At 34.7% G+C, this 13605-nt stretch carries 9 protein-coding genes and 1 pseudogene; 3 read left to right on the top strand and 7 right to left on the bottom strand.

Annotation, left to right across the window (positions count from 1 at the left end; translation table 11 throughout):
- The first annotated feature begins 39 nt into the window (after window positions 1-39).
- Window positions 40-1797 (top strand): phosphomethylpyrimidine synthase ThiC, encoded by a 1758-nt coding sequence (thiC, locus tag LPC09_RS07710; protein WP_231309361.1) that lies wholly within the window; start codon window positions 40-42, stop codon window positions 1795-1797.
- 29 nt (window positions 1798-1826) lie between these two features.
- Here thiC and LPC09_RS07705 read toward each other — a convergent pair.
- The 4 genes and pseudogenes from LPC09_RS07705 to LPC09_RS07690 all read right to left on the bottom strand — a co-directional run bounded on the left by LPC09_RS07705 (window position 1827) and on the right by LPC09_RS07690 (window position 5946).
- A pseudogene (locus LPC09_RS07705) lies at window positions 1827-2286 on the bottom strand (YmaF family protein).
- Between the two features lie 54 nt (window positions 2287-2340).
- Window positions 2341-3459 carry a Ger(x)C family spore germination protein gene (locus tag LPC09_RS07700; RefSeq protein WP_231309360.1) on the bottom strand — a complete coding sequence of 373 codons (1119 nt, stop codon included), beginning with the start codon at window positions 3457-3459 and terminating at the stop codon, window positions 2341-2343.
- Window positions 3456-4547 (bottom strand): GerAB/ArcD/ProY family transporter, encoded by a 1092-nt coding sequence (locus LPC09_RS07695; RefSeq protein WP_231309359.1) that lies wholly within the window; start codon window positions 4545-4547, stop codon window positions 3456-3458. The genes LPC09_RS07700 and LPC09_RS07695 overlap by 4 nt, the downstream gene beginning before the upstream one ends.
- 67 nt (window positions 4548-4614) lie before the next feature.
- Entirely contained in the window at window positions 4615-5946 is a 1332-nt protein-coding gene (locus LPC09_RS07690; RefSeq protein ID WP_231309358.1) for a spore germination protein, read from the bottom strand.
- Window positions 5947-6108: 162 nt separating this feature from the next.
- Between LPC09_RS07690 and LPC09_RS07685 the strand changes: the two genes are divergently transcribed.
- Both LPC09_RS07685 and LPC09_RS07680 read left to right on the top strand, forming a co-directional pair.
- The gene (locus LPC09_RS07685) at window positions 6109-7065 is read left to right on the top strand and encodes a processed acidic surface protein (RefSeq protein WP_231309357.1); all 957 of its coding nucleotides are present in this window, start codon (window positions 6109-6111) and stop codon (window positions 7063-7065) included.
- Window positions 7065-7661, top strand: coding sequence for a class D sortase (locus LPC09_RS07680; protein WP_231309356.1), 597 nt, complete (start codon window positions 7065-7067; stop codon window positions 7659-7661). Before LPC09_RS07685 ends, LPC09_RS07680 begins: the two co-directional genes overlap by 1 nt.
- A gap of 90 nt (window positions 7662-7751) precedes the next feature.
- On the opposite strand, the gene LPC09_RS07675 is transcribed toward LPC09_RS07680, so the two are convergent.
- The 3 genes from LPC09_RS07675 to LPC09_RS07665 form a co-directional block, all read right to left on the bottom strand.
- On the bottom strand, window positions 7752-9395 hold the full coding sequence (locus LPC09_RS07675; RefSeq protein WP_231309355.1) for a thiamine pyrophosphate-binding protein: 1644 nt from the start codon (window positions 9393-9395) through the stop codon (window positions 7752-7754).
- 87 nt (window positions 9396-9482) lie between these two features.
- Entirely contained in the window at window positions 9483-12260 is a 2778-nt protein-coding gene (locus LPC09_RS07670) for a bifunctional diguanylate cyclase/phosphodiesterase (RefSeq protein WP_231309354.1), read from the bottom strand.
- A gap of 335 nt (window positions 12261-12595) precedes the next feature.
- On the bottom strand, window positions 12596-13432 hold the full coding sequence (locus tag LPC09_RS07665; protein ID WP_231309353.1) for a tyrosine-type recombinase/integrase: 837 nt from the start codon (window positions 13430-13432) through the stop codon (window positions 12596-12598).
- Window positions 13433-13605 lie beyond the last annotated feature (173 nt).

Raw genomic sequence — 13605 nt, 5'->3', positions numbered from 1 at the left:
ATGTTGAATCGATCACTTTCATTTCAAGGAGGAGAAAGCATGAAGATAACAATTAAACAGCCATTTCCCGGAAGTAAAAAAGTTTATGTACAAGGTAGTAATCCTGACATTCAAGTTCCTGTAAGGGAAATTTCCCAGAGCATAACGAAGAATACATATGTTGAAGAAGTTAATCCACCTGTTCAAGTCTATGATACGAGTGGACCTTACACCGACATAACTGCTGAAATTGATATTCGAAAAGGCTTACCAAGAGTGAGAGAAAAATGGATCCTTGCTCGTAATGATGTTAAGCAATATGAGGGACGCGAAACTAAGCCCGAAGATAACGGATATAAAGCTTCTAGTGACCATACAAACATTGAGGTCTTTCCCTCTAATCACATACACCCTTTGGTGGCAAAAGACGGTAACCGAGTAACACAGCTTCATTACGCTAGAAACGGGGTTATTACACCTGAAATGGAGTTTATTGCGATCAGGGAGCAAATGGACCCCGAATTTGTACGTGAAGAAGTTGCATCAGGCCGTGCTATTATTCCGGCTAACATTAATCATCCCGAAACTGAGCCAATGATTATCGGGAGAAATTTTCATGTTAAGATTAATGCTAATATTGGGAATTCTGCTGTTACCTCTTCAATTGAAGAAGAAGTTGAAAAAATGACATGGGCAACCAGGTGGGGAGCAGACACGATAATGGACCTTTCAACTGGAAAAGACATTCATACAACCCGTGAATGGATTATCCGAAATTCCCCTGTTCCTGTTGGTACTGTACCTATCTATCAAGCATTGGAAAAAGTAAATGGAATTGCTGAAGATTTAACATGGGAAGTCTATCGTGACACGCTAATTGAACAGGCTGAACAAGGGGTTGATTATTTTACTATTCATGCTGGAGTTCTTCTTAGATATATCCCTTTAACAGCTAAGCGGACCACAGGAATTGTATCAAGAGGAGGCTCTATCTTAGCACAATGGTGTTTAGCTCATCACAAAGAAAATTTCTTATATACTCACTTCCGTGATATCTGTGAAATTCTCTCAAAATATGATATTTCCATTTCTTTAGGTGATGGATTAAGACCTGGTTCTATTGCCGATGCAAATGATGAAGCCCAATTCGCTGAGCTGGAAACTTTGGGTGAATTAACAAAAATTGCATGGAACTATGATGTTCAAGTAATGATTGAAGGTCCTGGTCACGTTCCAATGCATCTTATAAGAGAGAATGTTGAAAAGCAGCAGGAGATTTGTAAAGAAGCTCCTTTTTACACTTTAGGTCCGTTAACTACTGATATTGCTCCAGGCTATGATCACATTACTTCTGCTATAGGTGCTGCGATGATTGGCTGGTTTGGAACAGCTATGCTTTGCTATGTAACACCAAAGGAACATTTAGGTTTGCCAAATAAAGAAGATGTTCGAGAAGGCGTAATTGCCTACAAAATTGCTGCACACGCTGCAGACTTAGCAAAAGGCCATCCCGGTGCCCAAAACAGAGATGACGCTCTTTCAAAGGCACGCTTTGAATTTAGGTGGAATGATCAGTTTAATCTTTCTTTAGATCCCGAAAGAGCAAGAGAATACCATGATGAAACTTTACCTGCTGAAGGGGCAAAAACAGCTCACTTTTGTTCAATGTGTGGACCGAAATTTTGCTCTATGAGAATATCACATGATATTAGAGAATTAGGTAATAACTCAAGTAAAACTGAGCGTGAGTTATTAACTGAGGGAATGAAAGAAAAGGCAAAGGAATTTATTGACGGTGGTTCAAAGATTTATAGATAAGAAAATAAAGAGGTGGGGAAACCCGCCTCTTATTTCATGATGCCTTTATGGTCAATTAATTTTGTCGTAATTCCCGTACACGACATTCTCGCAAGCGGATCTTCCCCCACAATCCCATATGTTCTTCCCTTAAATCGGTGATCGTGTTTTGAACGTTCCCCTTCTCCATACAGCACACCACCATATTCAATATCGATCGGCTCGTCATAATTATAATAAGTTCGATTTTCAAATAAGTGATAATGACCTCCACCCGGTAATGGAATAGCAGGGCCTGTTTCACCATAAAATCGATGATAATGTTTATTTTCAAAAGACGTAATTCCCCGATATAAATGGCTATGGCGATCAAAGCTATTACCATTTACTTCCCTTGTAAATCCGTCAATTATATGAAAATGTTCCCGATATTTCGTTGTGATAGCTGAAAATCGGTGAGCATGGTGTGGTTTATCTGCTCCAATTACTATCATAAAATCCCTCCGTCAAGCTACATACTTTTTCATATGAAAGTTCATAGCTGATGGAAAGTTGTCTCTATATTTATTCGGGATGACCTTCCTGATCATGTATAATGCCTACATTCTTCATATCCACTGATACATTTACTTTAAATTGAACATCAGGATACATTTCATCCCACTTCTCTACTTTATTAGATTCATTTCCTGTTTCGGTTGCACGGTACCTTAATCCAAAACCAAGTGGGTCTACTTCTTCCTTTTGAAGCTTGTTTAGCATGCTGCTAATTTGTTCTTCAACTTCAATTTTAACCGTTTTTTCATACTCATTAGCCTGACCTTCATCTAACGTTTCAAAAGCTTCTTCAACAATCCCACTTAGTTGAACATCATAAGAAATAGCAGCTCTTTTGTTTTTTTTACTTTTCAAATCAAAGCTTGCGTTAATTTTATCTGTTGAAAAAACAAAATAGGGTTTCCCCTCTTTTTCTACCTTAATATCGAACTTCGAAGCCCTATTTCTTAACATATTAAAATATTTTGTTTCTTCTTCAGACAAAACTAAGACTTGTTTCATATTTGATATCAGGCTTGTTTTATTAATAGAGAAAGCTTCTTCTTCCGTTTTAATAATTGGTAGAAATGGATCAATCCCTCTTTCTGTTTGTCTTCTCCTAAAATCAAAAATATAAACAGATGTAACATAGGGAGTTTCTGTTCCGAAGTTTCCAAAACTCAACAATAATGAATTTGATGGTACTCTTTCTCCAGGAGGTTCAACTTCAAGTACTGAAAGAGCAGTTGGACTTCCTACCGCTGTCCAAGCAATAGCTTGAATATCACGTCTACGATAAAACCAATCTAAAATATTTGTTAAGTCGTCTTCAACTACATTTTCACCCAATATAATCATTTTTGTATGACTAAAATCTAACTCTTTATCTACTTTTGACTTAATAATTCTTACCGCCTCAGAGATCGTTTCTGAAGACTCGGTCATTATTAGCGATTCACTACTTCCTGTTTTTGTTTCACTAGATGGGACCGCAAGCTTTAAGGTGATATCATACATATTCTCTTTATCTTCAGATTTGTCCACTCCTATCGAAACAACAAAAAAACGGCGGTCAATATCTTTATAACCACATCCACCTAAGAACAGGAGCGCAGCAGCAACAACCATTAAGATTCTGGTTTTCATTTCAAGAGCTTTTCCTTTCTTATTGATAATATTTTCAAAAGGACTAAGCCCGCAATCTGGGCAGGTAACAAGAGCATCATCCACACCTTTGCAATCTCTCCTACTGTTTTCTCCTGAAAAAATTGCTGAACAATTATAGCTAACACAGCAAAAACTCCAACTATAACAAATGGCTTTATATCTATTTTTTTAAATTTAAAAGTTGGAAAAATGGCCTTTAACTGCTCTAATCCTACGTGCCAATGAAGGATAACACTTGCTAAAGAAACATTAATGTATAATCCTAGGAAAAGAAAACTTATTCGCTCAATAAAACCTAATTCAATTCTTATCGCTTCTGTCGTAGCAATCCAAGGAAATGTAAAAGACTCTGCTCCATCAAATCCATTTAGACCAATAGGAATGATAAAAGTAGTGATTAAAGTGAAAAATCCTAGTATACCGATTGCCCATAAATATTTCACTCTAACTTCTTTATATAAACGATTAAAAATAACTAGATTGGTGTAACCTGTGTAAACAAATGTAGCTGTTGAAGTTGATTCGAAGCTTGGGATGTCTTGAAAGTGTGTTATAGTAATTCGTACTGAATCCCACATTAAATCATCATTGAAATATGACTTAAATATGATAAATGCAATAAACGGTAGATTAAGCAATAAAATAATTTCAGTTGCATATAAGACCTTTTTTGACGGTAATGTTGTTCCAAATACAATGACAATTAAAAAGGTAAGCATAATCAGGAGTTCATCCATATCAGGATTAATATATTGTTTTGAGATATTAGTAAAAGCAACTAACGTAACTAATCCCGCTACGTACCATAAAACACCTTGAACAGACAGAAAAAATAAGCGAAACCATTTAGGTGCATATTTATCAAGTATTTCAGGTAATCCCATATATGGAAAATTGCTCATATACTTTGTGAAAAAGTAGATAATAATAATCCCGGTCGGTACAGCCAAGATCATAGCTAATACTGAGCCATTACTTCGATTTTCAATTAACACCATTGGAACATAAGCTACAATATTTGTAAGCATGTTAAGAATTAACATGACATAGATAAACCGCTTAGACATAATCATCTTCCTAGCTTTGTAGTTTGCATAAAAAATGCTCACAATTAATTACTTAGTATCCTGTTTTTCATTTTTTCATGTTTTCTTTCAAAAAGACTCCTAAATAAGGCTGACCAAAACTATTTAAACTAACTAGATAAAAAATGAGTCCTATTAAAGCTACTATAACCCCGATTAATCCTGTAAAGGTTGCCATCGCTAAGAGAAAATATTTTGTCACTCTCATCGCAAAACCCATTTCATTTATTGGGATCACGAAATTAGAAATAGCAACTGCTGATACAATAATAATCATGATATTACTTACAAGACCCGCCTCTGTAGCTGCCTGCCCCAAAATAACACCTCCAACTGTTGTGGCCATTGGTCCTATCGCTTTTGGCAATCTAATACTTGCCTCAGTTAATAACTCCATCATAATTAGCATGAATAACACTTCAATATAAGCTGGGTATGGAACAGATGCACGACTACCCACAATTGATAGAGCGAGCTGAACCCTAAACAACTCAGGATTAAATGCAGTAATTCCAACATAAATTGCAGGAAGCAGAAGAGCAATGGCAAGACCTAAGTACCTTAATAAGAGAAGAAACCTCGAAATCCCCTTAGCTTGATACAAATCATCCATCGAGCTCATAAAGTCATAAAATACAGAAGGCAAAATGAGTGCAAACCTAGTCCCTTCCATTAAAACAATTACTTTACCTTTTGATAAATTATAGGCAATTCGATCAGGTCGTTCTGATATAACAACGGTCGGGAATAATATTGCTTTTTTTCCACTTATCAATCTCGAAAGTTGGCCAGCTGATTGGACAACATCCTTATCGATGCCTTTCAGCTTGTCTTTAAACTCCTTCAACACATCCAAATCAACCTCTTTACTATCGTAGATAATATTGATAATTAGTTGTGTTTTTTTACCAACTTTTTCATCTTCTATCACCAGTGTTGGTTGATGATAGCGATGTCGAAGAATATTTATATTCGTTTCCAAATCTTCACTAAATCCTGTTTGAGGCCCTTGGATCGTTGTTTCAATCGTTGTCTCAGGTATGTTCTTGTTTACAAACTCTTTTATTTCCATTGTTAACAGCATCTCTTCAATCGAGATAATCATAGAACCACGTATTAATAAATCAACAGGATTATCTTCTTTATTTAATTCTTTCATCCCGGATAATGATAATAAGTAATCTTTGTAGCTTTTCATATCTTCTACTTCAAAAAAGGGCGTTAAAATATCATCATGTATCTTTTTTTTATTGCAAATACTGCTAATATAATAAAATTCGCATTTTTTCTCTTTCGCATCCAATTGCTGAATCACCAAGTCTGAAGAACCCTTAAGTTCCTCCTTAATAGTAGCTACAACCTGATCTTTTTCACTATTCATAACAAAGTTCCCCTCATTTGATGCTGCGTTTTCTATAGCTTTTGCCTCTAGGTGGAAAATCATACATATTAAGTGAATAACTGTAGTTTTTTCCCTATTTATGAATAGTTATGGAAATTGTTCTAATACTACCATCATCTACTATTTTTGGAGGGAATTTTCATGAAAAAAATAATTGTTTTATGTGTTGCATTGTTTTGTTTAACACAGCAACCTGCATTTGCTGCACCACCTCAGGAAGATATTGATCAGATATTAACCGAATTAGGCTGGTCGCAACAAGAGTTAATAGATTATCTTGAGTATTATGAATTAAGTTTAGATGATTTTGAAACAGCAGAAGATCTTCGTTTTATGTTAGGTACTCCGATTACTGATGAAAACCTAGCTGAATTATTAGCTTCTTATGAAATGACCAGACAAGAAATGGATGTTGTTTTAGCAGAATTTGGTGAAACTCTTGATGATTATTATTTCATTGAAGATCTTGATGTTGCCTTAAGTTTTTATTTAGATCATGATGGAGAAATGGCAGAGATTGAAGAATTTCTAGCTTTAATCGGTTTAACTGATGAAGAAGTAGACTCCTTATTTAATCATTTCATGGCACTTGATGAACAACAGCTAGAGCAAGAAATGGAAGGCATAATAACTAGGCTTGATCCATTTTTAATGATGGAAGATATGACAGTTTTAACTGATGCACAACAGGATGAATTAGTTTCAATCCTTCAAGATATGATGAATGTTTTACAATTAGATGCACGCTTCTATTTAGATGATAACAATGGAGTGCGAACAGAGGTTACTTTTAAAGAACTAATGAATATGGAAGAGCTATACGGTAATACATTAACAATAGAGTTATACAACACAAATGGAGACATGCTTTTAGATATGAGTTTATCTGAAGATATGTTAAGCTCTGAATTCTTTATTGAATCTGGTATTGAACTTGCGGAAGTAGGAGATATGGCAGGAGAGTTAACTAACCTTCTACACAATCGATTACCGGATACAGCTTCTTCATTATGGATGAATATGCTTCTCGGATTATTAGCTATTGGTGTGGGAATAACAGGATTTTTCTTAACAAAAAGATCTCAACAGGTTAAGTAATGGTTACTAGGATTGTCTCTTATCTATCTATCGGGCTAATCTTAGTTGGAATCACCGTTTTTATCTATCAAACCTATTGGATTACAATTGGATTTCAATCGATAAACGAACAAGAGGTAAAAGCATCCTATTCTCCACCTCAACAAGGTAAAACAATAAAAACTGTCAATCAAGATCCTCCTGAAGAAGGTACAAAACTAGGAATATTAACTATTCCTAAGCTCGATAGAACATTGCCTATATTTCAGGGGGCAAGTGAGGAAATCCTTAAAAAGGGTGTTGGTCATATATCATCAACACCCTTACCTGGTGAGGATAGTAACTCAGTCTTATCGGCACATCGCGATACCTTTTTTCGTCAACTAGATTCTTTAGTCGTTGGAGATAAACTAATCGTGAATCGATCAGATGTATCTTTTATTTACAAAATTAAAAAGATTAGAATTGTCAATAAAAACGATAAAACGGTAATAGTTCCGAAACCAAAAAGTACGTTAACACTTACAACCTGCTATCCTTTCACCTATATCGGACCAGCACCACAACGATACATTATTGAAGCCGAGTTAATTACAAAGCCAAAAATTGAACAATAAAATAGTAAAAAAGCTGACGAAAGAAATACCGTCAGCTTTTTATTGTCAAATACCGTTGTGGTGAATGTTATTAACCACCTATAGAGTTTCTTATTTTCCAAACGATGAAAGAAATTTTACTCGATCACCCATTGGTGGAATATTTTGATCAACAAGTTGAATTTCCAATACAGATGGGCCCTTTTCAGACTGTAGCTGTAGAATGAGTTCTGGTGTTAAATCTTCCATTCGTTGAACACATGCACTGGATATACCCATTGATTCTGCTAATGTAGCAATACTCACTGCTTTTTGTTCGAACCGTGAATGCGAACGTTGGTATTGTAAATTATGACCATGATAAACCATCCCAAGACGTGCATTATTCATCACAACAAAAAGGATAGGTAGCTCATATTCCTTTGCTGTTAATATTTCCATGCCATGCATAAAGAAACAACCGTCACCTGTTATGCAGACAACATCTCTTTCGGGTTCAGCTAATTTACTTCCTATTGCTGTTCCTATTCCAGTACCCATGGCACCGAAATGGACATTAATATCAAATGTATCAGGCTCTTTTACCTTCATGTAATGAATAACATATGACATGAATTCACCAATGTCAATTGTATATCGAGTAGACTCTGGTAAACTTCTTTGTAGAGCTACTAACACATTTTGAGAGTTAAACTCATTTAAATGATGTTCAAGTTCGAAAAACTCTTCTTTCTTGAAATAAACATGTTGATCATTAACATGCTTTTTCACCTCTTCAATGATTGCACGTAATGTTAACTTACAATCCCCTACTATAGGTATATTAACTTGGTATTTGCGATCAAAAACAGTTGAATCAAAATCAATTTGGATAACTTCTCTATTTTTTGTTAAATTAACATTCCAATTATTTGTGGCAGTTTCACCTAAGCTTGAACCAGCAATGAGAAGAGTATTCCCTTGGCTTTCGTTAACAATTTCAGAAGCCTTCTCATGACCAGCAAAACCAAATACTCCTTTAAACAGCGGATGACTGTCTTCCATTAAACCTTTTGCTTGCGGAGAACAAATAATAGACATATTTAGTAGCTCTGCTAATTCAATTACTTCATCAACAGCTTGTCTTGCTCCTTGTCCGACAAAAATAATTCCATCTTGATGGTGTAGTAACCTTTGGGCAGTTTTTTCTACAATCTCTTGTTGAGGAACAACCTTTTTCATGACTGGGAATCCAGGAATTTCAATATTTTCATCAACCATTTCAAGCTGAATATCTATTGGGATCGCAACATGAACTGGCCCCGGAACACCTGACATGGCAATATTCACCGCTTCTTCAACAATGTCCATAAGTTCATCAGAACGGTTTACAGTGGCACTAAACTTCGTAACCGGTTCAAATACTGGTTGTGCATTTAGCTCTTGCGAAGCATTAAGTCCAACAGTATTTACAGGAACAGCACCTGTTATAAACAAAACGGGTAAATGCTCTCGCATTGCATTCGCTGCACCTGTAACTAAGTTTGTACCACCTGGTCCACTACATCCTATACAAACACTTAAACTCTGAGAATATTTTGCATAAGAAGCAGCCATATATGAAGCAGCACCTTCATGCTTTGTAACAATAGGAGTTATCTCTGGGAGATCATACAGCTCATCAAAAAACGCATTCACAGAACCTGCTGGAATTCCAAATATATATTTCACTCCGCCATTTTGTAAATAATTAAGCACAGCTCGAATTGCCTTCATTTTATCCTCCTGACTATTAAAAAGTACAATTGATTTAATAAGATGAAAGAGAGCAACACCTCTTTTCATCTTATTAAATAGTAAAAACTAATTTAAGTACTTTTCAAAAAAATCATCTGCTTTTATAGGTGGTGAAAAATAGAAACCTTGCACAAGGTGACAATTACTTGATGAGAGAAAATCAATTTGATCTTTGGTTTCCACACCTTCAGCAATAACATGTAAGTTTAAATTGTGCGCTAATGTAATAATTGTATTGGTTATTGCTGCATTTTTTGAATCGTGACAAACATCATTAATAAAAGATCGATCAATTTTTAACGTATTGATTGGAAAGTTCCTTAAATATCCTAATGATGAGTATCCTGTTCCAAAATCATCAATTGAAATCTTAATTCCTAATTTTTTAAGTTCAGACATCTTAGATAGAGTTTCCTCAGTATTTTGGATAATCAAGTTTTCGGTTAATTCGAGCTCTAGATAGCTAGGATCAAGTTGTGTTTCTGCTAAGATATTTTTAACCATAGTGACAAAGTCTTTTTTATTAAATTGCTGAGCCGATACATTAACAGATATTGTGAAATGTTTAAATCCTTTATCTTGCCATTCCTTAAGTTGTTTACATGATTGTTTAAGTACCCATTCACCTATTTGCACGATAAGCCCTGTTTCTTCGGCAAGTGGAATAAACTGTCCTGGTGGAATCATTCCTTTTGAACTGTGGTTCCATCTAAGAAGTGCTTCCACTCCAATAATTTTCTTATGCTTATAATCAAATTGCGGTTGATATACGACAAGAAATTCATTAAGATCCAACGCTCGGTATAAAGACGTTTCCAGTTTCACATTATCCATTGTCCGCTTGTCCATTGCCGAAGTATAAAATTGATAATCATTTCCTGAAAGTTCCTTCACTTTGTACATGGCTGTATCAGCTTTTTTAATTAAGTCATCAGCTTTCTCACCGTCTTGTGGAAACAAGCTAATGCCGATACTCGCCTTAACAAAAATCTCATTTCCATTAAGATCAAAAGGTTCCTCAAAAGCAGAGATAATATTTTCCGCGAATTCCCTTATCGCGAATTCATTTCGTGCTACAGGTAAAATAATAGTAAATTCATCTCCACCTTGACGTGAAACCGTGCAGCCATTGTAAGCACATTCTTTTAATCTTTTTGCTACCATTCTTAATAATAAATCACCATAGCTATGGCCAAGCATATCATTAACGGTTTTAAATCGGTCTAAATCCAAAAACAGCACCGCCAGTTTTTCTTTGTGCAACTGTGCATATACTAATCCTTGATCAAGTCGATCTTTTAATAACAGTCGATTAGGAAGATTTGTTAAACTATCATAATAAGCATGATAGTTTATTTTCTCTTCCATTTGTTTTCGGTACGTAATGTCTTTAAATGTTACAACGTAACCAACTAGCTTTTTTTCTTCTTTAATTGGCGTTGAGGAATATTCAACCGGACAATTTGATCCATCTTTACGAATAAATATTGCATCTGTATAGGTTGTTACACCGTTACCCTTATTCCCCTGCTTATGTAGAGTTTGATCACTTTTATGAAAAAAGATTTTATACGGTTTACCGATTAATTCCTTTTCACTATAACCTAATATTGTTTCGGAAGCTGGATTACAAAAAGAGATGTTACCTTCAATGTTAACACCAACAATTCCATCTCCTGCCGAATTAAGAATCATTTCCTTTTCACGACTTAAACGTTGTAATTCTCCAACAACATCCTCAAGCTCCGTATTTTTTTCTGTTAACTCACAGGTTCTCTTCTTTATGATAAGTTCCTGTTTCTCCATATAAATGATATGTGATAAAACAGACGCAGTCGCTTCAACAATAGACTGTGCTAACTGAATTTCAGCTTGTGTGTAAACACGTTCTTTTTGTCCTAGATTTACAATAGCAAGTAATCCCAATATTTCACCCATTGTTACAATTGGCAGCATAAGAATACCTTTAATACCAAATGAACGGCACGCCTCATGATTAGGACGTGGGTCGCAGTAAACATCCGGGATGAACACAGCCTTTTTCGTTTTTATAACCTCTTGAAAAAGTTTATCTGTTGAATGGTCGATGTTTATAACATTATGAGTTTTCATCCAGTCTTCTTCTGTCCAATCGCTTCCTTTACTAAGACTGGCTGGCTTAATTTGCTTTTCTGCAACAGGATCTAATAAATGAGCCCCAATATTTTTATTCTTTAAGACTATTCCTACATATGAAAAACATTTATCCAATACTTCATTTAAAGTAGAACAAAGAGACAGTTCCTTTGTAACATCAATAAGAAGCTGTTTTTCTGAAATAAGATTTTCCTTTTTTGTCAGGTTGTTCGCATTTCTTATAGCAACTGCAGCCATATTCACATAAGCTTCTACTGCCTGAATCTCAGTATCTTTAAGATTCATATAAACTCCATAGTTAAATAGAAACACCAGCCCGTATACTTCATCTTCATAATTAATAGGCAGCGCTAAAAGAGAAGTTATTTTAAAGGCCTCGACCGCTCTACGGTCAGGCCTAGAATCCTTTGACGTATCAGGAATATAAATACTTTCCTTTGTTTCAAGAACCTCATTTGCAAGGATGTCTTTCTTAGGATCAATTACATGCATATCCAATGTGGCACCATTAATATACTCAGGCTTACCAACAAACCCCCGATATGTCCCATCTTCTTGAGGGAGGTATATTCCAACTGAATCACACTGGAAGATTTCCTCAGATATGGCCGTTACAACATGCCCTAACACTTCATGTAATTCTAGTTTTGTATTAATTAATTTTGTAATATGTGCGAGACGAGAGTATCTCGTGTGTTCTTCAATCATCAATATCCCCCCAATGACAAACAACCTATGTATTTGACAGCATATTCTAGTTTATATAAAAAAATCTTCTAAAAATCGACAAACTATAATTCTATTAAATTAAGCATATTATATTAGCACCAATAATAAAAAGGTCATAAGCACCAAATTTCCACAATCGAATAGTTCAATAGTCATAGTATAAAGGGAATAAATATCCATAATGGTTAGTATGTTATTTAATTGAAAAACAATCTGCTTTTTCCTACGACAACAATTTCCCTAAAATTAGTTTGGCAAAAAATAAACCACGTTATATAACGTGGTTTATCCATGACAAAGCATCCGTGTGTATCCTATGAAAAAGCTTGATCAATTGCATTATCCAAATTTGGCTGTGTATTTCCAACATATCTTTTTGTCACATTAACGTCTTTATGACCTGCTAATTTTGCAACTATATGAAGATTAATTCCTTTATTAATTAACTTCTGGCAAAATGTATGACGAAGCTTATGTGGATTAACATCATATTTTTGTAACATATACTGCACAGCTCTAGTAGAGAGCCGCTTATTCACACTTGATACAAAAATGGCATCTTTTTTAATAGTTAAAGAATCAATATAATTCTCCAGATGATAACTTACATCTGTTGTTAATGGAATAAAACGATCAATCTCACCATCATTATCTTTTATTAATAATTTCTTTTTTCCATCAACCTCTTGAATATCATCAAAATTTAAAGCACATAGTTCAGATATACGAATGCCCGTATATAATAATGTATAAACAATCGCTATATTGCGAAGATTACCATCTGCTTTAACTTCAAGTAATAGTTTTTTCTCTTCACTTTCTTCCAGAGATTCAGGAATGCTTGTATCCTTAATCTTCTCTTTACGCTTGATATCCAAAACAATTTCAGACTTGTCTATAAAACGAACAAAAACACTAATAGCCGCTAAATATTTTTCAATTGTTCCAGCCGTTTTTTGTTGATTCTCAAGTTCATCCATATATAACTGAACATCATTCCTAGAGACTGAATTTAGTGATTTACCTTTTGATGATAACCAAGCCTCGAATTTTTCTAGTACACCAATATAAGTTTTGATTGTACCTTCAGCTTTTCCTAGTTGTTTTTGCCAAATACTAAATTCCTCAATCATATTCTTCTCAGTGTTCATATTGAATCACCGTCCTAATTTTTAGAATATTTGATTCTTACCTATTATATAACAGAAATTCAGTTACCTCAACTTCTCTGCAAAATTTTTTCCTTTAATTAAGAAAACAACTTAGTTTTTTTACGATTAACAAATAAACAACCACATTATTGGCATAATATGAATACTATTTA

Source organism: Metabacillus sp. B2-18 (assembly GCF_021117275.1).
Taxonomy (GTDB): Bacteria; Bacillota; Bacilli; order Bacillales; family Bacillaceae; genus Metabacillus.
The sequence above is the reverse complement of the archived record's forward strand: the minus strand, read 5'-3'. Positions and strand labels throughout refer to the sequence as shown.